The 26,799-nt window shown below is 61.8% G+C and carries 26 protein-coding genes; 16 read left to right on the top strand and 10 right to left on the bottom strand.

The window, feature by feature from the left end; translation table 11 throughout:
* The first annotated feature begins 88 nt into the window (after positions 1 to 88).
* From BLU85_RS08200 to guaA, 4 genes are all read left to right on the top strand, one after another.
* The gene (locus BLU85_RS08200; RefSeq protein ID WP_092202344.1) at positions 89 to 856 is read left to right on the top strand and encodes a sulfite exporter TauE/SafE family protein; all 768 of its coding nucleotides are present in this window, start codon (positions 89 to 91) and stop codon (positions 854 to 856) included.
* Positions 857 to 922: 66 nt separating this feature from the next.
* Entirely contained in the window at positions 923 to 1,471 is a 549-nt protein-coding gene (locus BLU85_RS08195; RefSeq protein ID WP_092202343.1) for a sugar ABC transporter ATPase, read from the top strand.
* 244 nt (positions 1,472 to 1,715) lie between these two features.
* Complete coding sequence (guaB, locus tag BLU85_RS08190) at positions 1,716 to 3,185, top strand: IMP dehydrogenase (RefSeq protein ID WP_060739079.1); 1,470 nt, start codon at positions 1,716 to 1,718, stop codon at positions 3,183 to 3,185.
* 79 nt (positions 3,186 to 3,264) lie between these two features.
* The gene (gene guaA / locus BLU85_RS08185) at positions 3,265 to 4,842 is read left to right on the top strand and encodes a glutamine-hydrolyzing GMP synthase (RefSeq protein ID WP_072408106.1); all 1,578 of its coding nucleotides are present in this window, start codon (positions 3,265 to 3,267) and stop codon (positions 4,840 to 4,842) included.
* Positions 4,843 to 5,025: 183 nt separating this feature from the next.
* On the opposite strand, the gene BLU85_RS08180 is transcribed toward guaA, so the two are convergent.
* Positions 5,026 to 5,655, bottom strand: coding sequence for a TetR/AcrR family transcriptional regulator (locus tag BLU85_RS08180; protein ID WP_092202341.1), 630 nt, complete (start codon positions 5,653 to 5,655; stop codon positions 5,026 to 5,028).
* A gap of 105 nt (positions 5,656 to 5,760) precedes the next feature.
* Here BLU85_RS08180 and BLU85_RS08175 point away from each other — a divergent pair, with 105 nt between their 5' ends.
* Positions 5,761 to 6,654 (top strand): NAD(P)/FAD-dependent oxidoreductase, encoded by an 894-nt coding sequence (locus BLU85_RS08175; RefSeq protein WP_092202339.1) that lies wholly within the window; start codon positions 5,761 to 5,763, stop codon positions 6,652 to 6,654.
* Between the two features lie 34 nt (positions 6,655 to 6,688).
* Positions 6,689 to 7,552, top strand: a complete 864-nt coding sequence (locus tag BLU85_RS08170; protein ID WP_092202337.1) for a class I SAM-dependent methyltransferase — start codon at positions 6,689 to 6,691, stop codon at positions 7,550 to 7,552.
* A 320-nt stretch (positions 7,553 to 7,872) separates the two neighbouring features.
* Here the strand turns inward: BLU85_RS08170 and BLU85_RS08160 are convergent, their stop codons facing one another.
* Entirely contained in the window at positions 7,873 to 8,484 is a 612-nt protein-coding gene (locus BLU85_RS08160; protein ID WP_092202335.1) for a TetR/AcrR family transcriptional regulator, read from the bottom strand.
* Positions 8,485 to 8,588: 104 nt separating this feature from the next.
* Between BLU85_RS08160 and BLU85_RS08155 the strand changes: the two genes are divergently transcribed.
* The 4 genes from BLU85_RS08155 (at position 8,589) to tadA (ending at position 12,081) form a co-directional block, all read left to right on the top strand.
* Positions 8,589 to 9,503 carry an SDR family oxidoreductase gene (locus tag BLU85_RS08155; RefSeq protein ID WP_092202333.1) on the top strand — a complete coding sequence of 305 codons (915 nt, stop codon included), beginning with the start codon at positions 8,589 to 8,591 and terminating at the stop codon, positions 9,501 to 9,503.
* Between the two features lie 118 nt (positions 9,504 to 9,621).
* Positions 9,622 to 10,011, top strand: coding sequence for a DUF6632 domain-containing protein (locus BLU85_RS08150; RefSeq protein WP_092202331.1), 390 nt, complete (start codon positions 9,622 to 9,624; stop codon positions 10,009 to 10,011).
* A gap of 196 nt (positions 10,012 to 10,207) precedes the next feature.
* The gene (locus BLU85_RS08145) at positions 10,208 to 11,584 is read left to right on the top strand and encodes a multicopper oxidase family protein (RefSeq protein WP_063322835.1); all 1,377 of its coding nucleotides are present in this window, start codon (positions 10,208 to 10,210) and stop codon (positions 11,582 to 11,584) included.
* Positions 11,584 to 12,081 carry a tRNA adenosine(34) deaminase TadA gene (gene tadA, locus BLU85_RS08140; protein WP_092202329.1) on the top strand — a complete coding sequence of 166 codons (498 nt, stop codon included), beginning with the start codon at positions 11,584 to 11,586 and terminating at the stop codon, positions 12,079 to 12,081. Before BLU85_RS08145 ends, tadA begins: the two co-directional genes overlap by 1 nt.
* A gap of 126 nt (positions 12,082 to 12,207) precedes the next feature.
* Here the strand turns inward: tadA and cmoB are convergent, their stop codons facing one another.
* From cmoB to BLU85_RS08100, 8 genes are all read right to left on the bottom strand, one after another.
* The gene (gene cmoB / locus BLU85_RS08135) at positions 12,208 to 13,164 is read right to left on the bottom strand and encodes a tRNA 5-methoxyuridine(34)/uridine 5-oxyacetic acid(34) synthase CmoB (RefSeq protein ID WP_092202327.1); all 957 of its coding nucleotides are present in this window, start codon (positions 13,162 to 13,164) and stop codon (positions 12,208 to 12,210) included.
* Positions 13,161 to 13,904, bottom strand: coding sequence for a carboxy-S-adenosyl-L-methionine synthase CmoA (cmoA, locus tag BLU85_RS08130; protein WP_018611163.1), 744 nt, complete (start codon positions 13,902 to 13,904; stop codon positions 13,161 to 13,163). Before cmoA ends, cmoB begins: the two co-directional genes overlap by 4 nt.
* A gap of 152 nt (positions 13,905 to 14,056) precedes the next feature.
* Positions 14,057 to 14,692 carry a lysoplasmalogenase gene (locus BLU85_RS08125; protein WP_092202325.1) on the bottom strand — a complete coding sequence of 212 codons (636 nt, stop codon included), beginning with the start codon at positions 14,690 to 14,692 and terminating at the stop codon, positions 14,057 to 14,059.
* A gap of 2 nt (positions 14,693 to 14,694) precedes the next feature.
* Positions 14,695 to 15,087, bottom strand: a complete 393-nt coding sequence (locus BLU85_RS08120; RefSeq protein ID WP_092202323.1) for a protease inhibitor I42 family protein — start codon at positions 15,085 to 15,087, stop codon at positions 14,695 to 14,697.
* A gap of 214 nt (positions 15,088 to 15,301) precedes the next feature.
* Positions 15,302 to 17,716 carry an endopeptidase La gene (gene lon / locus BLU85_RS08115; RefSeq protein ID WP_092202321.1) on the bottom strand — a complete coding sequence of 805 codons (2,415 nt, stop codon included), beginning with the start codon at positions 17,714 to 17,716 and terminating at the stop codon, positions 15,302 to 15,304.
* Between the two features lie 213 nt (positions 17,717 to 17,929).
* A complete protein-coding gene (locus BLU85_RS08110) occupies positions 17,930 to 19,243 on the bottom strand; it encodes an MFS transporter (protein ID WP_092202319.1) in 1,314 nt (437 codons plus the stop codon).
* Between the two features lie 411 nt (positions 19,244 to 19,654).
* The gene (locus BLU85_RS08105; RefSeq protein ID WP_092202317.1) at positions 19,655 to 20,896 is read right to left on the bottom strand and encodes an HlyC/CorC family transporter; all 1,242 of its coding nucleotides are present in this window, start codon (positions 20,894 to 20,896) and stop codon (positions 19,655 to 19,657) included.
* A 12-nt stretch (positions 20,897 to 20,908) separates the two neighbouring features.
* On the bottom strand, positions 20,909 to 21,721 hold the full coding sequence (locus BLU85_RS08100; protein WP_092202315.1) for a cytochrome C assembly family protein: 813 nt from the start codon (positions 21,719 to 21,721) through the stop codon (positions 20,909 to 20,911).
* A gap of 195 nt (positions 21,722 to 21,916) precedes the next feature.
* Here BLU85_RS08100 and ffh point away from each other — a divergent pair, with 195 nt between their 5' ends.
* The 6 genes from ffh to xerD all read left to right on the top strand — a co-directional run bounded on the left by ffh (position 21,917) and on the right by xerD (position 26,518).
* On the top strand, positions 21,917 to 23,293 hold the full coding sequence (gene ffh / locus BLU85_RS08095; RefSeq protein ID WP_060739058.1) for a signal recognition particle protein: 1,377 nt from the start codon (positions 21,917 to 21,919) through the stop codon (positions 23,291 to 23,293).
* Positions 23,294 to 23,544: 251 nt separating this feature from the next.
* A complete protein-coding gene (rpsP, locus tag BLU85_RS08090; RefSeq protein WP_003198088.1) occupies positions 23,545 to 23,796 on the top strand; it encodes a 30S ribosomal protein S16 in 252 nt (83 codons plus the stop codon).
* Positions 23,797 to 23,801: 5 nt separating this feature from the next.
* Positions 23,802 to 24,338, top strand: coding sequence for a ribosome maturation factor RimM (gene rimM, locus BLU85_RS08085; RefSeq protein ID WP_092202313.1), 537 nt, complete (start codon positions 23,802 to 23,804; stop codon positions 24,336 to 24,338).
* Positions 24,320 to 25,093 (top strand): tRNA (guanosine(37)-N1)-methyltransferase TrmD, encoded by a 774-nt coding sequence (gene trmD / locus BLU85_RS08080; RefSeq protein ID WP_170845966.1) that lies wholly within the window; start codon positions 24,320 to 24,322, stop codon positions 25,091 to 25,093. The genes rimM and trmD overlap by 19 nt, the downstream gene beginning before the upstream one ends.
* A gap of 45 nt (positions 25,094 to 25,138) precedes the next feature.
* On the top strand, positions 25,139 to 25,489 hold the full coding sequence (gene rplS / locus BLU85_RS08075) for a 50S ribosomal protein L19 (RefSeq protein WP_003175895.1): 351 nt from the start codon (positions 25,139 to 25,141) through the stop codon (positions 25,487 to 25,489).
* Positions 25,490 to 25,621: 132 nt separating this feature from the next.
* On the top strand, positions 25,622 to 26,518 hold the full coding sequence (gene xerD, locus BLU85_RS08070; RefSeq protein WP_092202311.1) for a site-specific tyrosine recombinase XerD: 897 nt from the start codon (positions 25,622 to 25,624) through the stop codon (positions 26,516 to 26,518).
* Positions 26,519 to 26,799 lie beyond the last annotated feature (281 nt).

The following is a 26,799-nucleotide window of genomic DNA, read 5'->3' as shown; positions in this document are numbered from 1 at the left end:
CGATAGCGGTGGACCTGTCACCACAAATGCTGGATATGCTCCGAAACATCTGGCTAAAGTCGCCGCTTCGTCATCAAGGAAGTGCCGGATGAATCTTCTGTCGTGGTTGGGCCAGTGGGCATTTGCGCCCCTGGAATGGCTGGTGATCGGCCTGGCCATCGCACTGGCCTACATCGTGTTCGGCATCGCCGGGTTCGGCACGGCGCTGGTGGCCGCGCCCATCTTGCTGCTGTTCATGCCCTTGTCGAAGATCATCCCGCTGCTGGTCCTGCTGGATTTTGTCGCGGCCTTCGGCAACCTGTTGCCATCGCGTCGGGATGTGTCCCGGCAGGAGCTGCTGCGGTTGCTGCCGTGCATGGCACTGGGCTGCACCCTGGGGGTGTTTTTCCTGCTCAACCTCAAGTCCGACCTGTTGTTGCTGTTGATGGGACTGTTCATCAGCAGCTATGCCGTTTATAGCCTGTCGATAAAAACCCGGCCGACGCAGCTGTCATCGCGGTGGGCATTTCCGCTGGGCACGGTGGGCGGGATGTTCGGGGCGTTGTTTGGCAGTGGCGGCTTTTTATATGCCATTTACTTGAATAGCCGTCTGCCCAAGGACCCGGCCCGGGCCACGCAAAGTGCCTTGATCAGTTGCAGCACCGTGGTGCGCTTGAGCCTGTTTATCGTCGCGGGTGTGTATGCCGAGCTACCCTTGCTGGTACTGGCGCTGTGTTTGTTGCCGGCCATGGCGCTGGGGCTGTGGGTGGGGCGTCGCCTGACCATGAGGTTGTCGCGCGAGGCGTTCGTGCGCTTGGTGACCTGGCTGGTGCTCGCCAGCGGCATTGCCTTGATCGGGCGTTACCTGAGTGCTTGACCTGGCTTGGCCAGGGATTAAGCTGCCGGCCTTTATTCGCCCCCATGGGAACCTCCAGGCCTCGTCATGAATTCGCAAAGCATCATCGTCCCGAAAATTTCCACCCTGCCGGTCCACGAACCCCGGGCCCGGGCGATCGTGCGCTGGCTGGTGCGCAAAAATATTGTCGAAGAACAACTGACCACCTGCGGGCGCACCGGCAATCGCATGGCCCACGCCATCGCCCCTGGCGCACGGGCGGTGGTCCTGCATCCCGAAGCCTTGCCGTTCGGCGAAGCGATCAATGGCCTGGAGATCATCACCACGCGCTGCATCTATACACCGGCCAAGGGCTTTCTCGAAGAAGCCGGCTGTGCCGAGTGCCGCAAGGAAATCGGTGAAGCGTTGTTCGAAAGCCTGGAAGACTGGATGCCAGCGCGCACCGACAACTTCACCTGCCCCGAATGCGGCCATGAAGATGACATCAATGGTTTTCTGTTCCTGCAGCCGTGCGGCTTTTCCAACCTGGGGTTCATTTTCAACAACTGGCTGGAGGCGGGGTTCAAGCAGGACTTTCTCGATGAGTTCGCCGATTGGCTCGATCAGCCGGTGAGTTGGGTGCGGGTGGAGTTGTAAGGGCGCCGATGAGCCAATGTGGGAGCGAGCTTGCTCGCGATGGCGTCGGGGCAGTTGATACGGTGTTGACTGATACGCCGCTATCGCGAGCAAGCTCGCTCCCACAGGGAATATGGGTTGGCATGCAGTCAGTGATTTAGCCCGTCAATCAGCCCGCCAATAATAGACAGAGTTTTACATTGAGCCAGACGGGGTCCATGAGTATAATGGCGCGCTTCCATTTTCCCGCTCGGGAGCCCCCGCGATGCTGCGTATCAGCCAAGAAGCTCTGACCTTCGACGACATTCTCCTAGTGCCCGGTTATTCCGAAGTACTGCCTAACGAAGTCAGTCTCAAAACCCGTCTCACCCGTGGCATCGAACTGAATATCCCCCTGGTTTCCGCCGCCATGGACACCGTGACCGAAGCCCGTCTGGCCATTGCCATGGCCCAGGAAGGCGGTATCGGTATCATCCACAAGAACATGACCATCGAACAGCAGGCCGCCGAAGTGCGCAAGGTCAAGCGGTTCGAGGCTGGCGTGGTCAAGGATCCGATCACCATCGAGGCTGACGCCACGGTCCGGGATCTGTTCGAACTGACCCGCATGCACAACATCTCCGGCGTTCCGGTACTGCATGATGGCGACCTGGTCGGCATCGTCACCTCCCGCGACGTGCGTTTCGAGAACCGTCTCGATGCTTCCGTCCGCCAAGTGATGACGCCTAAAGAGCGCCTGGTCACGGTCAAGGAAGGCACCAACAAGGACGAAGTCCGCGAGTTGCTGCACAAGCACCGTATCGAGCGCGTGCTGATCGTCGACGACAAATTCGCCCTCAAGGGCATGATGACCGTCAACGACATCGAAAAAGCCAAGGCCTACCCGCTGGCGAGCAAGGACGACCAGGGTCGTCTGCGCGTCGGCGCTGCGGTCGGCACTGGCAAGGACACCGGCGACCGCGTCGCCGCCCTGGTCAATGCCGGCGTTGACGTGGTGGTGGTCGACACCGCCCACGGTCACTCCAAAGGCGTGATCGACCGCGTTCGCTGGGTCAAGCAGAACTTCCCTGACGTGCAGGTGATCGGCGGCAACATCGCCACCGGTGAAGCCGCCAAGGCCCTGGCCGAAGCCGGCGCCGACGCGGTCAAGGTCGGTATCGGCCCAGGCTCGATCTGCACCACCCGCATCGTCGCCGGTGTCGGCGTGCCGCAGATCAGCGCCATCGCCAACGTCGCCGCCGCCCTTGAAGGCACGGGCGTGCCGTTGATCGCCGACGGCGGTATCCGCTTCTCCGGTGACCTGTCCAAGGCCATCGTCGCCGGTGCCTACTGCGTGATGATGGGTTCGATGTTCGCCGGCACCGAAGAAGCGCCGGGCGAGATCGAGCTGTTCCAGGGCCGTAGCTACAAGGCTTATCGCGGCATGGGTTCGCTGGGCGCCATGTCCCAGGCCCAGGGCTCTTCCGACCGTTACTTCCAGGACTCCTCCGCGGGTGCCGAGAAGCTGGTGCCGGAAGGCATTGAAGGTCGCGTGCCGTACAAAGGCACCCTGAGCGCCATCATCCATCAACTGATGGGCGGCCTGCGTTCCTCCATGGGCTACACCGGCAGCGCCGACATCGAAGAGATGCGTACCAAGCCGGAATTCGTGCGCATCACCGGCGCCGGCATGGCCGAGTCCCATGTCCACGACGTGCAGATCACCAAGGAAGCGCCGAACTACCGCGTAGGTTAAGGCTTCCAGCAAAACGTTAATCACCGGGGCTGTTCATTCAGCCCCGAGTTGTTTCTGATTCACTACATGAGAATGAGTCATGGCCCTCGACATTCACGCTCACCGCATCCTGATCCTCGACTTCGGTTCCCAGTACACCCAGCTGATCGCCCGCCGCGTGCGTGAAATCGGCGTGTACTGCGAGCTGCATCCGTTCGACATGGATGACGAAGCGATTCGCGAATTCGCTCCGAAAGGCGTCATCCTCGCCGGCGGCCCCGAGTCTGTGCACGAAGCCGACAGCCCGCGCTGCCCGCAGGCGGTGTTCGACCTGGGCGTGCCGGTCTTCGGTATCTGCTACGGCATGCAGACCATGGCGGAACAGCTGGGCGGCAAGGTCGAAGGTTCGGACCTGCGTGAGTTCGGTTATGCCCGCGTCGACGTGGTCGGCAAGAGCCGCCTGCTGGATGGCATCGAAGACCACATCGACGCCGACGGCCTGTTCGGCCTGGACGTGTGGATGAGCCACGGCGACAAGGTCACCAAGATGCCGGAAGACTTCCACATCCTGGCCAGTACCCCGAGCTGCCCGATTGCCGGCATGTTCAACGATGATCGCCGTTACTACGGCGTGCAGTTCCACCCTGAAGTGACCCACACCAAGCAGGGCGGCCGCATCCTGTCGCGTTTCATCCTCGACATCTGCGGGTGCGAAGCCCTGTGGACCCCGTCGAAAATCGCTGAAGACGCCATCGCCCAGGTCCGTGCCCAGGTCGGTACCGACAACGTGCTGCTGGGCCTGTCCGGCGGCGTCGACTCCTCGGTGGTTGCCGCATTGCTGCACAAGGCCATCGGCGACCAGCTGACCTGCGTCTTCGTCGACAACGGCCTGCTGCGTCTTCACGAAGGCGAGCAAGTGATGGCCATGTTCGCCGAGAACATGGGCGTCAAGGTGATCCGCGCCAACGCCGAAGAGCAGTTCCTGAACAACCTGGCCGGCGAGTCCGACCCGGAGAAGAAACGCAAGATCATCGGCCGCACCTTCATCGACGTGTTCGATGCCGAATCCTGCAAGCTGGACAACATCAAGTACCTGGCCCAGGGCACCATCTACCCCGACGTGATCGAGTCGGCCGGCGCCAAGAGCGGCAAGGCCCACGTGATCAAGTCCCACCACAACGTCGGTGGCCTGCCAGAGGAAATGAACCTCAAGCTGGTCGAGCCGCTGCGCGAACTGTTCAAGGACGAAGTGCGTCGCCTCGGTCTCGAACTGGGCCTGCCCTACGACATGGTCTACCGCCACCCCTTCCCGGGCCCGGGCCTGGGCGTGCGGATCCTCGGTGAAGTGAAGAAGGAATACGCCGACCTGCTGCGTCGCGCCGACCACATCTTCATCGAAGAACTGCGCAAGGCCGACTGGTACCACAAGGTCAGCCAGGCGTTCGTGGTGTTCCAGCCGGTGAAATCGGTGGGCGTGGTTGGCGATGGCCGTCGTTACGCCTGGGTCGTGGCCCTGCGTGCCGTGGAAACCATCGACTTCATGACCGCTCGCTGGGCACACCTGCCCTATGAGCTGCTGGAGACTGTTTCCGGTCGGATCATCAATGAGATCGAAGGTATTTCCCGCGTCACTTATGACGTGTCGAGCAAGCCGCCAGCGACGATTGAGTGGGAATGATGAGGCGTCCGACATTGTCCGGCACCCTCTAGCAAGAAATGTCCTGAAGCCCGCGTAATTGCGGGCTTTTGGCTTTTTTGGCCTGGCAAGTTCTGGCCGCTTTGTGCATCGCCGAGACCGTGTTTATGCGGTGTGGTACGGGGCATTGGCTGAGCCAAATGCCCTGCTGGGTGCTCGATGGTGTTATTTTTCGTGCGCGGCGATGAACATGGCGACGGCCGCCCGGCAATAGGATTCGATTTCGTTGTCGTCCTCTGCTCTGGCCTCATCGAAGCGCGCGATTATCAGGAGATCGGATCCTTTGAAAAGCGCGGCAAACAAACGGGCGGACCGCAGAGGATCGGGCACGTTCAGAACCGCCTTCGCGTGCAACTGACGCAACAGGGCCTCGATCTGGGCAATGACATAGGCGGGACCGGCTTCGTATTGGCGCTTGCTTAACGACTTTTGATTCGTCTTGTCGGCCATGATCATGGCTTCGACACTGCGCACGTCCGGACTCAATAGCGTGCGAAGCAAGGTTGTTCCCACCGCCATGAGCTGATCTTCGGCTGAACCGTCGACGCCTGCAAAAAGGGCCTGTGGTGCAAACTGCTGGCAGTGGGCCGCAATGGCCGCACTGAACAGCGCCTCCTTGTTCTCGAAGTGCCGATAGATGCTGAGCTTGGATATCTTCGCCCGCTGGGCGACCTTGTCCATTGTCGTCGCTTGAAAACCCAATTCCACAAAAAGTTCGCCCGCGGCGTCGACTATCGTTTGGCCAAGTGCCTCGTTGGCGGGCCGGCCGCGACGGGCCTGGCTGTTTTTGGTCATAAAAATTCCAGTACTTGACAGTATTATAATTCTTGAATTATGGTACTTAAAAGTATCTTAAAGTACAAACCAATCTCCCTCCATCCATAAACGGAGCCCATCACCATGAATGATGTCATCATCATCGGCGGCAGTTTTGCCGGTCTTGCCGCCGCCTTGCAGCTCGGCCGTGCCCGCCGCAAGGTCACCGTCCTCGATACCGGCCTGCCGCGCAATCGCTTCGCCGACCACTCCCATGGCCTGCTCGGCCACGACCACAAGCCACCGCTGGAGATCCTGGCCGAGGCGCGGCAGCAACTGGCACGCTATCCCACAATCCAACTGGTCAATGCCCGGGCCGAGAGCGTCTCCGGCGCCATCGACGATTTTTCCGTCCTCACGGGCGAGGGCGAAACCCTCAGGGCGCGCCGCCTGATTCTGAGCTATGGCGTCGCCGACCAGATGCCTGAACTTCCCGGCTTTGCCGAAGGTTGGGGCACCTCCATCGTGCCTTGCCCCTATTGCGACGGCTTTGAAGTTGCCGGCCGGCATTGGGGCCTCGTCTGGTCCGGCCCAATGTCGCACAACTACGTCAGGCTGTACCACGATTGGACCGACACATTGACGGTCTTCGCCAATGGTCACGACATTCCACCCGACATCCGGGCCGATCTGGCTCGCCGTGGCATCCCTGTCGTCGATGGCCGGGTCACCGAAATCGACCATGACGAGAGCCATAACGCCACCGTCAGGCTCGACGCCGGCCCCTCTGTCGCGGTCGACATCCTGTTCGCGCATCCGCGCAACAAACCGTCCGCACGCCTGCATGAATCGCTGGGTCTCGCCACGGTCGATACGCCCCAGGGCATCGTCCTCAAGGTCGACGAGCGCCGCGAAACCAGCGTGCCCGGCATCTACGCCGCTGGCGACCTCGCCAACCCCGCAATGCCCTCGGTCACCACGGCATCATGGCAAGGCGCGACGGCGGGCATCTCCGCCCAGCAGTCGATGCTGGTTTGATGGCACAGATTCCAACGATCAGGACTGAGATAACATGACAGAGCAAAAAGCCTATCAGGTCGCCGACTGGAATGGCCAAAGCGGTGAGTACTGGGCTGCCAACCAGGCCCGGCTCGACGCCATGTTTGCGGTGTTTGGCCAGGCCGCGATCGAAGCCGCCGCGCCCGCCATGGGCGAACGCGTGCTGGATGTCGGCTGCGGCGCGGGCGCATCGAGTCTGGAGCTGGCTGGCCGCGTCGGCGCGGGCGGCCATGTGCTGGGCGTGGATATCTCCGAACCGCTGATCGGCCGAGCGCGCGCACTGGCGCCACAGGATAAGCCGGCCCTGTTCCGGGTAGCCGACGCCAGCCGCGCCGAGCTGCCCGAGGGCGCGTTCGACATCCTGTTCTCGCGCTTCGGAGTCATGTTCTTCGACGATCCGACAGGAGCCTTCACCCATATGCGACGCGCGCTCCGGCCGGGCGGGCGGGTCGCTTTCGTCTGCTGGCGCGGCGTGGCCGAGAACGATTGGGTGCGCCTGCCGATGGGCGCGCTCAAGGGCATTGTCCCAATGTCCGCGCCGCCCGGTCCCGAAGCGCCCGGCCCATTCTCGTTCGGCGACCGGGGGCGGGTGACACGCATCCTGACGGCGGCCGGCTTCACCGATATCGCTATCGCGCCCTTCGATGCTTCTATCCCGTTCGGTGAGGGCGGGACGCGGGACGAGGCGATCGACGACGCGGTGAAGATGGCGTTCGAGGGCGGCCCGCTGTCGCTTGTGCTCGCTGACCAGCCCGACGACATCCGCGCCCGCGCCTGGGCCGCGGTTCGTGCCGCCTTCGCGGGCCTTCCCGGCGAGCGGTCGGTGATGATCGACGGCGCGGCGTGGATCGTCACGGCACGCAATCCGGCAAGCTGACAGGGATTCCTGGCGGTGAAAGCCGTCATGAATCGGAGGAAAAACCTCGATGCTTACCGACACCGCACGGCACAACTTCAAACCGGGTCCAAGACGCTTGCCCTAGAACCGATCGAACGGTTTGCGATCCAGGAGACAGTCGATGAACGCCCCGAGGAGGGCTGGTCGATACTGGCGGCTCGGCCGGAACGGATTACGAGGGCGGCAAGAAAATCGTCATGGGTTGGCTGGGAGGAATTCCAGTGGGCCGATTTGAGCGCTTTCCTGGCGTCTCCTCGGTCCGGTATCAATGTCCACCCGCAAACGCCCCGTCGCTACAGTCAAAGCTCTGTTTTCAAACTGTCAAAGGCGTCCTGCAGGAATTTGGCCACCGGCTTTCGCTGGCCGGTCTGATCCCGCCACGCCTGGAGCGCGAGCCTCATCGCACCGACGGACACCACAGCCACCATCCGAAGGGCCAACCGCCGCTCAGGCTGCCGCCAGACCTCACACAGCGTGTTGAACAGCGCTTGTTCCTGTTGCGCGTAGTACGCCTGCTTGCGCGCAAGAAGCGATTCGCTCGAACGCATGAGATTGTCCACGGCTGTCATCTGCTCGGTCGTATAGCGCGCGATGTGCTTGACCATCACATCGCGCACGGCATCGAGTGGCGGTACGTCGGGCGATGTCTTCAGCAGATCGGCAATCAGCCTGGCCGAATCGGCGTCCTGCCAGAACAAGATGATGTCGTCCTTCGATTTGAAGTACGAGAAAAACGTGCGGCGCGAGATGCCAGCCGCTGCCGCGATGGTGTCCAGCGTTGTGCCTTCGTAACCGTTGGCGAGGAACAAGCGCTGGCCGGCCTCGGCGATGCGCTGGCGTGTTTCGCGGCGCTTGCTTTCCCGCAAGCCTTCTGTGGGTGCTGCATCTGCGGGAGGGAAGGATTCTGACATTCCGATGGCCTATTGCATTTCTGCACTAAGTGCAGCAGAGTTAGCACTGAGTGCATATTTATATGCACCTAGTGTATATTCCTACTTCTCGGCAGGCAAGGATCATGACCCACTGGACAGTTTCCGACATCCCTTCCCAACGCGGCCGTACGGCGGTCGTCACCGGTACTGGCGGCCTTGGCTTGCAAGATGCACTGGCGCTGGCCCGTGCCGGTGCGAATGTCATCATCGCCGGTCGAAATCCGTCGAAAGGCGCCGCAGCAGTCGATCAGATTCGCCAAAGGGTTCCCGGCGCGAATGTGACTTTCGGGGCACTGGACCTTGCCAGCCTCGAATCCATCGAGTCGTTCGGCGAGCGTCTGCGGAGTTCGCGCGACAGCCTGGACTTGCTGATCAACAACGCGGCAGTGATGGCGCCGCCCAAGCGTCAGGTAACTTGCGACGGATTCGAGTTGCAGTTCGGCACGAACTACCTGGGGCACTTCGCCTTGACCGCCCAGCTGCTGCCGCTGCTGCGCAAAGGCAACAAGCCACGGGTGGTCAGTCTTTCAAGCGTCGCCGCCCGAAGCGGCACGATCAACTTCGATGATCTGCAAGCTCAGCGCAGCTACAAGCCGATGCCGGTTTACAGCCAATCGAAACTCGCTTGCCTGATGTTCGCCCTTGAATTGCAACGCCGCAGCGATGCTGCGGACTGGGGCATTCAGAGCATCGCTGCCCATCCTGGCATTTCGCGCACCGATCTGTTGCCCAATGGCGCCGGCGCACGGAGCATTCCGGGTATGGCTCGCCGTTACATGTGGTTCCTGTTCCAGCCGGCAGCGCAGGGGGCGTTGCCGACACTCTTCGCCGCGACGTCACCGCAGGCTCAAGGCGGTGCCTATTACGGCCCGGACAGGCTCGGCGAAACACGCGGCTATCCGGCCATTGCCAAGGTTCCTGCGCAAGCACTGGACACGAGCGTCGCTGCGAGGCTGTGGATTGAGTCGCAAGGGCTTACGGGAGCGGTCTTTCGGTAAACCAGCCATGTACAAATACGTTGTCGTCGAACGGCCTGTACTGGGTCGGTGAGGCTAGATGCGTTCTATACTCTTGGCACCCATTGCGACGATGAGAGGTCGCAATAAGGAGCCTGCCATGAATGACACTCAGAAACTGGCCGCCTTGCGCATCGTTTTGATCGTCGTCGGTCTGATAGCCATATTCGCGATCTGGCCGCTGATGATCCTGTGGCCGTCCGGCTGGGCGTGGCACAGCGGCCATTCCCAGTACCCGCTGATGATCGTCGGCATTTACGCGACGCTCGGTGTGTTCTTGCTGATGGCGTCGCGCGATCCGATGAAGCATCTGAGCCTGATCTGGTTCACCGTGTGGTCGAGCGTCGTGCACGGCGCGATCATGGCCGTGCAGTCCTTCGGCGAGATGGACGGGGCAAGCCACATCGGCCATCTGGTGGGCGACGTGCCCGCGTTATTCATCGTTGCGGCGGCGTTAGCCTTCTTCACGCCGCGGCGCAGCCATGCATAACCAGCGAATGGATTGATCCTGTCGAAAAGGCTTGCTTCGATGTGCACGAAAAAATGCCCTGTGGATAACTTCCCCAGGGCATTTTCATTTTGTTTTTTTCATTTTCGCTGGCCTTACTGTTTCTCATCTGCGGGTGTATCGTATTCGCCTTTTGCGGGCCCAACGGTTCGCGCGGATTCAATAGGTGGTTGCGTTCATGTCCTTTACCCGTCGCCAAATACTCGGTGGCCTGGCCGGTCTTGTTGTCGTTGGTGTGGGTGCAGGCGGCGCGTCGCGGTATTGGCTGGGCAAGCGGGCCGACGCCGAAGCCGGCCACGACTATGAATTGATCGCCGCGCCCTTGGACGTCGAGTTGGTGGCGGGGCACAAGACCCAGGCCTGGGCGTTCGGCCCTTCGGCGCCGGGCACCGAGCTGCGGGTGCGCCAGGGCGAGTGGTTGCGGGTGCGCTTCATCAATCACCTGCCGGTCGCCACCACCATCCACTGGCACGGTATCCGTTTGCCGCTGGAGATGGACGGCGTGCCGTATGTCTCGCAACTGCCGGTGCTGCCGGGCGAGTATTTCGACTACAAATTCCGTGTGCCGGACGCCGGCAGTTACTGGTACCACCCCCACGTCAACAGCAGCGAAGAGCTCGGGCGTGGGCTGGTAGGGCCGCTGATCGTCGAGGAACGTGAGCCGACTGGCTTCAAGTACGAACAGACCCTGAGCCTCAAGAGCTGGCATGTGGACGAGCAAGGCCAGTTCGTGGAGTTCAGCATTCCCCGCGAGGCGGCGCGTGGCGGCACGGCCGGGCGGCTGGCGACCATCAACGGTGTGCCGCAGGCGGTGATCGACCTGCCGGCCGGGCAGATCACCCGGGTGCGTTTGCTCAACCTCGACAACACCCTGACTTACCGTATCAACATCCCTGGCGTTGAAGCGCAGATCTATGCGCTGGACGGCAACCCCATCGAACCGCGCCCGCTGGGCAAGGAATACTGGCTGGGCCCGGGCATGCGCATTTGCCTGGCGATCAAGGCGCCGCCGGCCGGCGAGGAATTGTCGTTGCGCAATGGCCCGGTGCGCCTGGGCACCTTGCGTTCGGTGCCCAACAGTGACGCCCCGACCCAGTGGCCGCCGGCACTGCCAGCCAACCCGGTGTCCGAGCCGGACCTGGCCAATGCCGAGAAGCTCAACTTCAATTTCGAATGGGTCGGCTCGGTGTCGGTCAATGTCGACAATGGCAAGCCGCCGAGCCTGTGGCAGATCAACGGCAAGGCCTGGGACATCACCGACAAGACCTGCGCCGACCGGCCGATCGCCACGCTGAAGAAAGGCCAGAGCTACATTTTCGAATTGAAGAACATGACCCAGTACCAGCATCCGATCCATTTGCACGGCATGAGCTTCAAGGTGATCGCGTCGAACCGGCACAAGGTCGTGCCGTACTTCACTGACACTTACTTGCTGGGCAAGAACGAACGGGCGCAGGTGGCGCTGGTGGCGGATAATCCAGGGGTGTGGATGTTCCACTGCCATGTGATCGACCACATGGAAACCGGCCTGATGGCCGCCATCGAGGTGGCGTGATGCGCCAGATTCGTCCCGCCAGAATCATCGACCGTAGCCGCGACCAGGACTTCATGCGCGAAGCCCTGGCCCTTGCCGCCCAAGGCGCCGCCCTGGGGGAAGTGCCGGTGGGCGCGGTGCTGGTGCAGGACGGCGAGATCATCGGGCGCGGCTTCAACTGCCCGATCAGCGGCCACGATCCCAGCGCCCATGCGGAAATGGTCGCCATCCGCGCCGCTGCCCAGGCAGTGAGCAATTATCGTCTGCCCGGCAGCACCCTGTATGTGACGCTGGAGCCGTGCAGCATGTGCGCCGGCCTCATCGTCCACTCGCGCATCGCCCGGGTCGTCTACGGCGCCCTGGAGCCCAAGGCTGGCATCGTGCAGAGCCAGGGGCAGTTTTTCAGCCAGGATTTCCTGAACCATCGGGTGATGTTCGAGGGCGGGGTGTTGGCCGAGGAGTGCAGTACGGTGCTGAGTGAGTTCTTCAAGGCCCGAAGAGCCAAAGCCCCGGACTGAACACCGAGCCCTTGTGGGAGCGAGCTTGCTCGCGATAGCGGTGGGTCAGTCAACATCTGTCTTAACTGACTGTCCGTCATCGCGAGCAAGCTCGCTCCCACAGGGGACTTGTGGTGTTTGGGCGTTTTATTTACGCGCCACAATCACCGCCCGCATCGGTGCCGGCAGCCCTTCGATGGTCTTGCTGTGGTCGGCAGGGTCGAGGAAATCACTCAATGACTGATACTTCATCCACTCGGTGCTGCGCTGTTCTTCCACGGTCGTCAGGCTCACGTCCACGCAACGCACGTCCCTGAACCCCGCGCGGCGCAGCCAGCGTTCCAGGGCCGGGACCGATGGCAGAAACCACACGTTGCGCATCTGCGCGTAGCGGTCCTCGGGCACCAGCACCTGGTGTTCGTCGCCTTCGATCACCAGGGTTTCCAGCACCAGTTCGCCGCCCTTGACCAGGCAATCCTTCAGGGCGAGCAAGTGTTCGATCGGCGAGCGGCGATGGTAGAACACGCCCATGGAAAACACCGTGTCGAAGCCTTCCAGTTCCGCTGGCAGGGCCTCGAAGGGAAATGGCAGATGCCAGGCGTTGGGCTGCGACAGGTAGCGTTGTACCGCCTGGAACTGGCAGAAGAACAGCCAGTTGGGGTCGACGCCGATCACCGTGTCCGCCCCGGCGCCGAGCATGCGCCACATGTAGTAGCCGTTGCCGCAGCCCACATCGAGGATGCGCTTGCCCGCAAGATCCAGGTGCGGAGCCACCCGCGACCACTTCCAGTCCGAGCGCCATTCGGTGTCCACGTGCACGCCGAACAGGTCGAAAGGCCCTTTGCGCCAGGGTGACAGGCCCATCAACGCGGTACGCATTTGCCCACGGGCTTCATCGGAACAATCGGTGTCGAGCGTCAGGCCGTTCAGCAGGTCGACGGTGGTGGGTTGCAAAACCGGCAGTGCATCGAGGGCGCTTTGCCAACGTTCCAGGTCGCCGTGGCCCTTTTCCATCTTGCTGTCGAGTTGCGTCTGCAGCGTCGCGGCCCAATCGGCCAGGGGCGTGCCGGCCAGATGGCGGGCGAGGGGGGACAAATCGATCATGGCAGGGCAATCAACGAGGCGAAGTTAAGACACTGGAACCATGGCACGACTTTCGAGAAGCCGGCCGCCAAGAGGCGCTCGCGGTGCTCTTCGAGGCTGTCGGGCTTCATGACGTTTTCGATGGCGCTGCGTTTCTGGGCAATCTCCAGCTCGCTGTAGCCGTTGGCGCGCTTGAACGCCACGTGCAGGTCGGTGAGCAGGGCGTGTTCCTCTGCATCGTTGAAACGCAGTTTTTCCGACAGGATCAGGGCGCCACCCGGCAGCAGGGACTGGCGGATGCGGCTCAACAGGGCGGTGCGCTGGTCCGGCGCGATGAATTGCAGGGTGAAATTCAGTGCCACTACCGAGGCTGGCTGGAACGTCAGGGCGAGGATGTCGCCTTCGATCACTTCCACCGGCAGCAGCTCCTGGAACATCGAGTCCTGGCCGTTGAGGTATTCACGGCAGCGCTCGACCATGGCCGCCGAGTTATCCACCGCGATCACCCGGCAACCGTCGGTGCGCACATGGCGGCGCAGGGCCTGGGTCACCGCGCCCAGGGACGAGCCGAGATCGTAGAGCACGCTGCCCGGCTGGGCGAATTGCGCGGCGAGCACGCCGAGGTTTTCGACGATGGTCGGGTAACCCGGCACCGAACGCTTGATCATGTCCGGAAACACCCGCACTACGTCCTCGTTGAAGGCGAAGTCCGGCACTTGGGCCAGGGGTTGGGCGAATAGGCGATCAGGGTCTTTGCTCACGGCGGTTCCAGCGGCATGGGTGGTGAAAAGGCCGGCATTTTAACCAAAAAACCAGTGGGAGCGAGCTTGCTCGCGATGGCGATGGTTCAGCCGGCCATAATGTTGACTGACAGACCGCTATCGCGAGCAAGCTCGCTCCCACATTATTTGGCTCAGTGTGGCTTTTGGGCGAACGCCGACGCGGTAATGCCCCATTGGCCCAGCCAATAACTGACGATGATCAGGTAAGGCGCGGCATGGAAGGGTTGCACGAACCGGTTGATGCCGATGAGGCTGTCGGAAAACACAAACGCCAGCGCCCCGGCGGCGGCCAGCCAAGCCGGACGCTTGGGCACCTCGGTGCCCAGTCGTGCCAACGCCCGCCAGAGCATGGCGCTGATGACCAGGCCGTAGATCACCACCGGCACCAGCAACGGCCCGAGACCGCTCGACACCAGGATTGCCAGGAGCGCCGCGCCGATGCCCAAGGCCAGGGCCAAGGGCAGCAGCGCCGGTCGGCGGCAGTCGCTGAGGTAGGCTTTCAGGTAGGCCAGGTGCGCCAGCAGAAACGCACCAAGGCCGAACACGAACAGGTCTCCCGGCCAAGCCAGCACCATATCGCCCACCAGAGAGAAAATCAGCCCGAGGCTGATCCAGCGCCGATATTCGCTGGGCGGCGCATCGTGCAGCCAGCCGAGCAGGGCCAGCACCGGCATGGGCTTGACCAGCAGGCACAGCAGCGTGGCATGCATGGCCAGGCCGTACAGGTAGGTGGCCGCACCCATCAGTGCGAGGATCAGCCAACCCACGGTCAGTTCACCGCGATAGCGCAGTCAAAGGTTTCCACGGGCGGCACTTCCGGCGCCCAAGGCTGTTGATAAGTCAGGCGCAAACGCCCGGTGCCGGCGCTGAACGCCTGGAAGCGCCAGGTCGAGACCCCCGCGGCGCCAACGATGCCGGCGTCTTCCGGATTGCGATAAACCTCCGGCCCCAAGCCCTTCAACACGCCACCGGCCGAATCCTGGATCGCCCAGCGATAACCGGTGCTGGGGTTGCTGGGCAGGCTCAGGATCAGGTTCTGTCCGTTATTGAGCCTCACGGGGCACTGGCTCAGTTTTTCCACGGTCACGTTGTTGCTGGTTTGCGTGGCGCAGGCGCTCAGCAGGGCGAGGCTGAGGGGGACGAGCAGGCGAGTGGGGGACATAAGGGCAACGGCTCCGGCATTCACGACGAACGGTGAGCATAACCGAAGATGCTACTGGGTGTGTCAGGTGGGGATGTGTTGTTGCTGATGGCGCCATCGCGAGCAAGCTCGCTCCCACAGGGGATTTGTGGTGTTCACAGCATTTGTGATCCACACCAAACCCTGTGGGAGCGAGCTTGCTCGCGATCAGGCCGGCACAGCCGCTACAAAACCCTCAGAACAACACCTTCGCCACATCCGCAAACCGCTTGGCAAAGTGCACCGTCACCCCTTCCTTGAGGTAGTCCGGCAATTCTTCGAAGTTGCCCCGGTTGGCTTCCGGCAGGATCAGTTCGTTGATTTTCTGCCGGCGCGCCGCGATGACCTTCTCGCGTACGCCGCCAATCGGCAGGACGTGCCCGGTGAGGGTCAGTTCGCCGGTCATGGCCACGCCTTTTTTCGGCGGCTGGTTGCGGGCCAGGGACAGCAAGGCACTGGCCATGGTCACGCCGGCGCTCGGGCCGTCCTTGGGTGTGGCGCCTTCCGGTACGTGCAGGTGAACGAAGGCCTCGTCAAAGAACTTCGGATCGCCGCCGAATTGCTTCAGGTGCGAACTGACGTAGCTGTGGGCGATCTCCGCCGACTCCTTCATCACCTCTCCCAGTTGCCCGGTCAGCTTGAAGCCGCGATTGAGGGTGTGGATGCGCGTCGCTTCGATCGGCAAGGTCGCGCCGCCCATGCTGGTCCAGGCCAGGCCGGTAATCACGCCGATGCCGGACAACACCTGCTCGTTGCGGAACACGGGTTTGCCCAGGGAGGCCTCGAGGTCCTTCGGCCCGAGCTTGATCACCGCTTTCGGGTCGTCGATCAGCTTCATCACCGCCTTGCGCACCAGTTTGCCCAGCTGTTTCTCCAGCTGTCGCACCCCGGCCTCACGGGCGTAACCGTCGATCAGGGCCTTGAGGGCGCTGTCGTTGATGCTCAGGCTACTCTTGGACACACCGGCCTTGGCCAGTTGCTTGGGCCACAGGTGGCGCTTGGCGATGGCGACTTTTTCTTCGGTGATGTAGCCCGACAGGCGGATCACTTCCATCCGGTCCAGCAGCGGGCCAGGGATCGAGTCCAGGGTGTTGGCGGTGCACACGAAGAGCACTTTCGACAGGTCCAGGCGCAGGTCCAGGTAGTGGTCGAGGAATTCGACGTTCTGTTCCGGGTCGAGGGTCTCCAGCAAGGCCGAGGCCGGGTCGCCCTGGTAGCTCTGGCCCATCTTGTCGATTTCGTCGAGCATGATCACCGGGTTCATCACTTCGACATCCTTGAGCGCCTGCACCAGCTTGCCCGGCTGGGCACCGATGTAGGTGCGTCGATGGCCCTTGATCTCGGCTTCATCGCGCATGCCGCCGACGCTGAAGCGGTAGAAAGGCCGGCCCAGGGATTCGGCGATGGACTTGCCGACGCTGGTCTTGCCCACGCCCGGCGGGCCCACCAGCAGCACGATGGAGCCGCTGATCTCACCTTTGTAGGCACCGACGGCGAGGAATTCGAGGATGCGGTCCTTGATGTCGTCCAGGCCGGCGTGGTGCTGGTCGAGCACCTTGCGTGCATGCTTGAGGTCGAGTTTGTCCTGGCCATACACGCCCCACGGCACCGAGGTCGCCCAATCCAGATAATTGCGGGTGACGGCGTATTCCGGCGAGCCGGTTTCCAGGATCGAGAGTTTGTTCATCTCCTCTTCGATACGCTTCTGCGCCTGGGCCGACAGCACTTTGCCTTCCAGCCGCTGCTCGAATTGTTCGATGTCGGCGCTGCGGTCGTCCTTGGTCAGCCCCAGTTCCTGCTGGATGACCTTGAGCTGCTCCTTGAGGAAGAACTGGCGCTGGTGTTCGCCGATCTTGTTGTTGACCTCGGCGGAAATCTCTTTCTGCAACCGCGCCACTTCGACTTCCTTGCGCAGCATCGGCAGCACTTTTTCCATGCGCTTGAGCATGGGCACGCAGTCGAGCACTTCCTGCAGCTCATTGCCGGTGGCGGAGGTGAGCGCGGCGGCGAAGTCGGTCAGCGGCGAAGGGTCGTTGGGGCTGAAGCGGTTGAGGTAGTTCTTCAGCTCTTCGCTGTACAGCGGATTGAGGGGCAGTAGTTCCTTGATCGCGTTGATCAGCGCCATGCCGTAAGCCTTGACCTCGTCGGTTGGCTCGCTCGGCTGGTGCGGGTATTCGACTTCCACCAGGTACGGTGGGCGATGGTGCTTGAGCCAGGTGCGGATGCGCACGCGGGTCAGGCCCTGGGCGACGAATTGCAGCTTGCCGCCTTCCCGGCTGGCGTGATGGACCTTCACCAGCGTGCCGTACAGCGGCAGTTTCGAAGTATCGAAATGGCGCGGGTCTTCCTGGGGCGTGTCCATGAAGAACAGGGCCAGGGAGTGGTGATCGGACTTGGCCACCAGTTCCAGGGTCTCGGCCCACGGTTCTTCGTTGACGATGACCGGCAACACCTGGGCCGGGAAGAAGGGGCGATTGTGAATGGGGATGATGTAGACCTTGTCCGGCAGGTTCTGGCCGGGCAGCGCCAGGCCGGTGCCGGAGGACGTGTGTTCGATGTGTTCGGAATCAGCGTAGTCGTTAGTGGCTTCAGTAGAGTGCTGGTCGCTCATGGGGCACCTGCGCAATGGGGTATGGGTCTTAGATGGGGCAGGTGGGGGGTGGTTTCAATGGTGGGCGATTGTTAACGGTTATTTCATTGGCCGGTTTTACCCCGTAGGAACTGCCGAACGAAGCGAGGCTGCGATCTTTCCTCTGACGCTTGCTTGAGTCTCAAGTGAAAGACCAAAAGATCGCAGCCTGCGGCAGCTCCTGCGGGAGGCGCGTCAGGCGACCCGGTTCAAGTCGTTGTGGCGCGTTTCCTTCAGGCACAGCACGGCGATGACGCTGAGCAGCGCGGCCGCTGAAACATAGCCTCCGACATAGCTCAGGCCGCCCATCGCCACCAGTTTCTGGGCGAAGAACGGTGCGGCCGAGGCACCGACGATACCGCCCAGGTTGTAGGCCGCCGAGGCGCCGGTATAGCGCACGTGGGTCGGGAACAGTTCCGGCAGCAAGGCGCCCATGGGGGCGAAGGTCACGCCCATCAGGAACAGCTCGATGCACAGGAACAGCGCCACGCCGCCGGTCGAGCCGTGGGTCAGCAACGGTTCCATGAGAAAACCCGAGGCAATCGCCAGCAGGCCACCGATGATCAAGATCGGTTTGCGCCCGTAGCGGTCGCTGGCCCAGGCGGACAACGGCGTAGCGGCGGCCATGAACAGTACGGCAAAGCACAGCAGGCCCAGGAATGTCTCGCGGCTGTAGCCCAGGGTGGACACGCCGTAGCTCAGGGAAAACACCGTCGAGATGTAGAACAGCGCGTAACACACCACCATCGCCGCGGCGCCCAGCAAGGTCGGTGCCCAGTATTGGCTGAACAGCTCGACCAATGGCACCTTGACCCGCTCCTGGCGGGCCATGGCATTGGCGAACACCGGGGTTTCATGGAGCTTGAGCCGCACATAGAGGCCGACGATCACCAGCACGGCACTGAGCAGGAACGGAATCCGCCAGCCCCAGGCGCGGAACTGCTCGTCATCCAGGCTCATGGCCAGGGTCAGGAACAGCCCGTTGGCCGCCAGGAAGCCGATGGAGGGCCCCAGTTGGGGAAACATGCCGAACCAGGCGCGCTTGCCCTTGGGGGCGTTCTCGGTGGCCAGCAGTGCCGCTCCGCCCCATTCACCCCCCAACCCCAGGCCCTGGCCGAAACGCAGCAGGCACAGCAGGATCGGCGCCCAGGCGCCAATGCTGGCGTAGCCGGGCAGCACGCCAATGAGCGTGGTGCACACGCCCATCAGCAGCAGGGAGGCCACCAGCGTCGACTTGCGCCCGATCCGGTCGCCGAAATGGCCGAACAGCGCAGAACCCAGCGGACGGGCGAGGAAGGCGATGCCGAACGTCAGGAAGGACGACAGCATCTGTGCCGTGCCTGAGGTTTGTGGGAAGAACACCGGCCCGATCACCAGGGCCGCCGCCGTGGCATAGACGTAGAAGTCGTAGAACTCGATGGCAGTGCCGATGAAACTCGCGGTCGCCACGCGAGTGGCCGAGTTGGTCGGCTGGGCAGGCACAGCCTCGTTGCAGGTAGCGGTCGTCATGCGGTGATCCCTGACAGTCATGTGCTCCGTTGGAGCGAATTATTATGGTCGAACGCCCAGGGATGCGGGCGGGTATCCCGTCGCTGTTTCGGGTAGGAACAGTCCCAGGGTTGATGCGGATTTTGCCGATGGTCTGGCCGGAACCGACCGGGCGCGGGGTAGGCACGGGGTTCGGGCGGAGCTGGGTAAGCGGGTTGAGTATAGGAAGGGGGCTAATGAATCAACAATACCTGTTGACGCCGAAACGAGCTTTTGTGGCGAGGGGATTTATCCCCGTTGGACTGCGAAGCAGTCCCAAAAAGACGTTGCGCCGAATCTGAGGCAACTGACTAAGAGTTTGGGGCCGCTGCGCGACCCAACGGGGATAAATCCCCTCGCCACAACTGTGTTTCACTTTGGGACTGTTGGGAACTAAGAGGCGGCAGGCACCGAACTGTTATGCCACGCCAGCACCTGGCTGACGCGGTTGTCCACGGTCTCGATGATTTCCAACCGATAACGCCCGATTTTCAGACAGACCGGGCTTTCGGGGATGGTTTCCAGGGCTTCGGTCACCAGCCCGTTGAGGGTCTTGGGACCGTCGCAAGGCAGATGCCAGCCCAGGGTCCTGTTCAATTCGCGGATCGACGCCGCGCCATCGATCATCAGGCGGCCATCGGGCTGGGGATGGACGTGGGGGTTGTCGAGGCTGTGCTGGCTCTCGAATTCGCCGACGATTTCTTCGAGGATGTCTTCCAGGGTGACGATGCCCAGTACTTCGCCGTATTCGTCCACCACCATGCCCAGGCGCCGCTGCTGCTTGTGGAAATTCAGCAGTTGCAGCTGCAAGGGGGTGCTTTCGGGCACGAAGTAGGGTTCATGGGAGGCGGCCAGCAGCGCTTCCTTGGTCAGGCTCGCGTCCGCCAGCAGGTGGCGGATCTGGCGGGTGTTGAGCACCGCTTCGACCTGGTTGATATCGCTGTGGAACACCGGCAGGCGTGTCCGTCGGTTCAGGCGCAACTGTTCGATGATCTCGCCGATGGGGTCGTCGAGGTTGATCCCATCGACCTCGCTGCGGGGCACGAGGATATCGTTGACGGTGATGTTGTCCAGGGCGTGGATGCCGGAAATCGGATGCAGCCGGCCGCTGCCCTGCTCTGACTCCTGCTCGCTGCGCGGTGGCGCGGGCATTTCGTCGTCGCTCTGCTGCACCATGCCGGGCTTGCGGGCAAATGGACGCAGCAACAACTGGCTGGCGCCATTCAACAGCCAGGCAAATGGATAGAGGATCTTCAACGGTATGCCCAGCAGGGTATTACCCAGTGCCAGCACCGCGTCGGGCTGGCGGCTGGCCAGGGTGCGCGGCAGGTAATCGGCGAACACCAGCAGGGCGGCGCTGGTGCCGAGCCAGGCGACCCAGGGGCCGTTTTCCAGCCAGATAAAAATCGCCAGCAAGGTGCCGATGACCACGGCCAGGGCGCGGCAGAGGGTGTTGCACAGGATCAGGCTGGGCAGCGGGAAGGTCAGTGTCGCCAGTGGTTTGTCACTGGCGCGCGAAGCCGTGCGCTGGGCCAGCAGATATTGCTGGGCGGCTTCGATGGCGGTGAACAGGGCCGACCAGAGGATCAGCACCACCAGCACGGCGAACAACGGCGCTACGGGCAACGTATCCATCAGGGCCGTCCGTCAGATATGCAGGATGTATTCACGGACCAGCTTGCTGCCGAAGTACGCCAGCATCAGCAGGCAGAAACCGGCCAGGGTCCAGCGAATCGCTTTGTGCCCACGCCAGCCGAGGCGGTTGCGGCCCCACAGCAGCACGCTGAAGACCACCCACGCCAGGCAGGCCAGCAGGGTCTTGTGCACCAGGTGCTGGGCGAACAGGTTCTCGACGAACAACCAGCCGGAGATCAATGACAGCGACAGCAGGCTCCAGCCGGCCCAGAGGAAACCGAACAACAGGCTTTCCATGGTTTGCAGCGGCGGGAAGTTGCGGATCAGCCCGGAGGGGTGCTTGTTCTTGAGCTGGTGATCCTGCACCAGCAACAACAGGGCCTGGAACACGGCGATGGTGAACAGGCCGTAGGCGAGGATCGACAGCAGGATGTGGGCGAGGATGCCCGGCTCTTCGTCGATGATCTGCACGGTGCCCGACGGTGCGAACTGCGCCAGCAACACCGTGGCCAGCCCCAGTGGGAACAGCAGCACCAGCAGGTTTTCCACCGGGATGCGCGAGCAGGCCAGCAACGTCAGGGCGATCACGGCGACGGCGATCAGGCTGGCGGCGTTGAAGAAATCCAGGCCCAGGCCGATCGGCGTCATCAAGTGGGTATAAAGGCTGGCCGCGTGGCCGAGCACCGCCAGCACGCCAAGCGTGACCAGCAGGCGTTTGTTCGCCTTGGCACCGGTGGCCAGGCGGGTGCCTTGATAGAAGGTCGCAGCGGCATAAAGGCAAGCGGCGGCGAGGGTGGCAAGCAAGCTGGGTGACAAGGGGAGCATAAATCCTGTTAGGCAAGCCCGAAAGGCGCTGAGTTTGGCATAGAACCCCCTTCACACGAAAGACCACAGCAGGTGTACGCCGCACGCTTCTTCGCTATAATCCGCGACCTGCCCACGCCGCAGGCTCGCCGAGCACATTTTTCACGGTCTGGGCCGCCATTATCCCGGTCTCATCTGGGCCTGAAAGGATCGCGCATGTTTGAAAACCTAACCGACCGTCTCTCGCAGACGCTGCGCCATGTCACCGGCAAGGCGAAGCTGACCGAAGACAACATCAAAGACACCCTGCGCGAAGTGCGCATGGCGTTGCTCGAAGCCGACGTCGCCCTGCCGGTGGTCAAGGACTTCGTCAATTCGGTCAAGGAACGCGCCGTCGGCACCGAAGTGTCGCGCAGCCTGACGCCGGGCCAGGCGTTCGTGAAGATCGTCCAGGCCGAGCTCGAAAGCCTGATGGGCGCCGCCAACGAAGACCTGAACCTCGCCGCCGTACCGCCAGCGGTGGTGCTGATGGCCGGTCTGCAGGGCGCGGGCAAGACCACGACAGCCGGCAAGCTGGCGCGTTTCCTTAAAGAGCGCAAGAAGAAGTCGGTGATGGTGGTCTCGGCGGACATCTACCGTCCTGCGGCGATCAAGCAACTGGAAACCCTGGCCAACGACATCGGCGTGACGTTTTTCCCGTCCGACCTGAGCCAGAAGCCGGTGGACATCGCCCAGGCGGCTATTAAGGAAGCGAAGCTCAAGTTCATCGACGTGGTCATCGTCGATACCGCCGGTCGCCTGCACATCGATGAAGAGATGATGGGTGAGATCAAGGCGCTGCATGCCGCGATCAACCCGGTGGAAACCCTGTTCGTGGTCGACGCCATGACCGGCCAGGACGCGGCCAACACCGCCAAGGCGTTCGGTGATGCGCTGCCGCTGACCGGCGTGATCCTGACCAAGGTCGACGGTGACGCCCGTGGCGGTGCCGCGCTGTCGGTACGGGCCATCACGGGCAAACCGATCAAGTTCATCGGCATGGGCGAGAAGAGCGAAGCGCTCGAGCCGTTCCACCCCGAGCGTATCGCCTCGCGCATCCTGGGCATGGGCGACGTGCTCAGCCTGATCGAGCAGGCCGAGCAGACCCTCGACAAGGACAAGGCCGACAAACTGGCCAAGAAGCTGAAGAAGGGCAAGGGCTTCGACCTCGAAGACTTCCGCGACCAGCTGCAACAAATGAAGAACATGGGCGGCCTTGGCGGGCTCATGGACAAACTGCCGAACATCGGTGGCGTGAACCTGGCGCAGATGGGCAATGCCCAGGGCGCGGCTGAAAAGCAGTTCAAACAGATGGAAGCCATCATCAACTCCATGACCCCGGCCGAGCGCCGCGACCCTGAGCTGATCAGCGGTTCGCGCAAGCGCCGCATCGCCATGGGTTCCGGCACCCAGGTGCAGGACATCGGTCGCTTGATCAAGCAACACAAGCAGATGCAGAAGATGATGAAGAAATTCTCCGCCAAGGGCGGGATGGCCAAGATGATGCGCGGCATGGGCGGTATGTTGCCCGGCGGCGGCATGCCGAAAATGTAAAGAATCTGCGCCGGCTGTCATGCCGGCGTTGCCCCGCACGGATGCGGGGATCTCCAGCAAACCCGTGCTATGCGGGAGCTGACCTGCCGTTTTTCATGACGGCTCTATGGCAAATCTTGATCGCATGGCGCATGGCGCCGGAAAAAGACATTTGCAAAAGTCCGGATATTCCTTAGAATATGCGGCCTTTCGGGCACCCATGCCCGCTGTGCATTTAGATTTGCAGCACCGACTACAGGAACGATGTTCACATGCTAACAATCCGTCTTGCCCTTGGCGGCTCCAAAAAGCGCCCGTTTTACCACCTGACCGTAACCGACAGCCGCAACCCGCGTGACGGTTCCCACAAGGAGCAGGTTGGTTTCTTCAACCCTGTTGCCCGTGGTCAGGAAGTTCGTCTGTCCGTGAACCAAGAGCGCGTAGCCTACTGGCTGAGCGTTGGTGCACAACCTTCTGAGCGCGTTGCTCAGTTGTTGAAGGAATCGGCTAAGGCTGCGGCCTGAGCAATATGAACGCGACGCCAAAAGATGCTGATGATTTGATCGTTGTCGGCAAGATCTATTCAGTACATGGCGTTCGCGGCGAAGTGAAGGTGTATTCCTTTACTGATCCGATCAAGAACCTGTTGGACTACAAAACCTGGACGCTCAAGCGCGAAGGTAGCGTGAAACAGGTGGAGCTGGTCAGCGGACGCGGGAACGACAAGTTCCTGGTCGCGAAGCTCAAGGGTCTCGATGATCGTGAAGAAGCTCGTCTTCTGGCCGGTTATGAGATCTGCGTGCCGCGCAACCTGTTCCCTGAACTGACCGACGGCGAGTACTACTGGTACCAGCTGGTGGGTCTGAAGGTCATCGACCACCTCGGGCAATTGCTCGGGAAAATCGATCACCTGCTCGAGACCGGTTCGAACGATGTCATGGTGGTCAAGCCTTGCGTCGGCAGCCTGGATGATCGCGAACGCCTGTTGCCCTATACCGAGCAATGCGTGTTGGCCGTCGACCTTGCCGCAGGCGAGATGAGGGTGGAATGGGATGCGGATTTCTAAACGTGGCTAATTTGCGCGTTGAAGTCATTACATTGTTTCCCGAGATGTTTTCCGCCATCAGCGAGTACGGCATAACCAGCCGCGCGGTGAAACAGGAGCTGTTGCAGCTCACCTGTTGGAATCCGCGGGACTACACCACGGATCGGCATCACACTGTGGACGATCGCCCGTTTGGCGGTGGTCCGGGCATGGTGATGAAGATCAAGCCCCTGGAAGATGCGCTGGTTCAGGCCAGGACGGCAGCCGGGGAGGGTGCGAAGGTGATCTACCTGTCGCCCCAAGGCCGCCAGCTGACTCAGTCGGCGGTACGCGAGCTGGCGAATTCGGATGCATTGATCCTGATTGCCGGCCGTTATGAAGGCATTGACGAGCGTTTCATTGAAGCTCATGTCGATGAAGAGTGGTCGATTGGCGACTATGTACTGTCTGGCGGCGAGCTGCCGGCGATGGTCCTGATCGATGCGGTTACACGACTGCTGCCTGGAGCTTTAGGGCATGCGGATTCCGCTGAGGAAGATTCCTTTACGGATGGTCTGCTGGATTGCCCGCACTACACCCGACCGGAGGTGTATGCGGATCAGCGTGTTCCCGACGTGTTGCTAAGTGGCAACCACGCGCACATCCGGCGTTGGCGTTTGCAGCAGTCCCTTGGTCGGACCTACGAACGACGCGCCGATCTTCTGGAAAGCCGCTCGCTTTCTGGAGAAGAGAAGAAGCTGCTCGAGGAATACATCCGCGAGCGGGACGATAGTTAACAACGTATCGATGGTGAGTCCGACGACTCGCCTTAGGAGCACAGCATGACTAACAAAATCATCCTTGCACTCGAAGCAGAGCAGATGACCAAAGAAATCCCTACCTTTGCCCCAGGCGACACCATTGTCGTTCAGGTGAAAGTGAAGGAAGGCGACCGTTCCCGTCTGCAAGCGTTCGAAGGCGTCGTTATCGCCAAGCGTAACCGTGGCGTGAACAGTGCATTCACCGTTCGTAAAATCTCCAACGGTGTTGGCGTAGAGCGTACTTTCCAGACCTACAGCCCGCAAATCGACAGCATGGCTGTCAAGCGTCGCGGTGACGTACGTAAAGCCAAGCTGTACTACCTGCGTGACCTGTCGGGTAAAGCAGCTCGCATCAAGGAAAAACTGGCTTAAGTCCAGCTTCCGATGCAAAAAAAGCAGCCTGCGGGCTGCTTTTTTGTTGCCTGCGATTTGCGCTTTGAGCACCCTGCATAGCTTCATTTTCCATTTCGATGCCGTGTGTGCCCACATCCTTCAAGAGTTCTTATGCCAGCCATCGATCATCCGCTGATAGACCAGTTTCTCGACGCCCTGTGGCTGGAGAAGGGCCTGTCCGATAACACCCGCGATGCCTACCGCAGCGACCTGGCGTTATTCAACGGCTGGTTGCAGGAAAATCACCTGGAACTGGTCAATGCCGGCCGGGAGTTGATCCTCGATCACTTGGCGTGGCGCCTGGAGCAGAACTACAAACCCCGCTCGACCGCGCGGTTTCTCTCCGGTCTGCGTGGGTTTTATCGCTATTTGCTGCGGGAAAAGCTGATCGCGGTAGACCCGACCTTGCGTGTGGAAATGCCGCAACTGGGGCGTCCGCTGCCCAAGTCCCTGTCGGAAGCCGATGTGGAAGCGCTGCTGGCGGCACCCGATCTCAGCGAGGCCATCGGTCAGCGCGACCGGGCCATGCTGGAAGTCCTGTATGCCTGTGGCTTGCGCGTCACCGAGTTGATCAGCTTGACGCTGGAGCAGGTCAACCTGCGCCAGGGCGTGCTGCGGGTGATGGGCAAGGGCAGCAAGGAGCGCCTGGTGCCGATGGGCGAGGAAGCGATTGTCTGGGTCGAGCGTTACATGCGCGATGCCCGTCATGAATTGCTGGGAGGGCGCCCCAGCGATGTGCTGTTCCCCAGCCTGCGCGGCGAGCAGATGACTCGCCAGACGTTCTGGCACCGCATCAAGCACCAGGCCAAGGTGGCCGGGATCAATAAATCCCTTTCGCCCCACACCTTGCGCCATGCCTTCGCCACACACCTGCTCAATCACGGTGCCGACTTGCGGGTGGTGCAGATGCTGCTCGGCCATAGCGACCTGTCCACCACCCAGATCTACACCCACGTCGCCCGGGCGCGGTTGCAGGACTTGCATGCCAAACACCACCCTCGTGGCTGACATCTGCCGCGATGTTGTCAATGCTGACGCCATCGCGAGCAAGCTCGCTCCCACATTTTGGAGCGGTGCCGGACCAATGGCGTGTCCACCACAAATCCCTGTGGGAGCGAGCTCGCTCGCGATGACGGCGTGTCAGCCGATGTCAATCCTGTGTGTGCTTACAAAACGTCGTGCGTCAGCGGCATTCGGCCACGCCAGCCTTATGTGGTAGGCTTTGCCGGTTTGCACAGTGGGCGGTTGGAACCCGAATCTGCGGGTCGGCGTTTCCCGTCTCATTTGTT

This window comes from Pseudomonas sp. NFACC14, from assembly GCF_900106885.1.
Taxonomy (GTDB): Bacteria; Pseudomonadota; Gammaproteobacteria; order Pseudomonadales; family Pseudomonadaceae; genus Aquipseudomonas; species Aquipseudomonas fluorescens_AA.
This window is presented reverse-complemented; position numbering and strand designations above follow the sequence as displayed.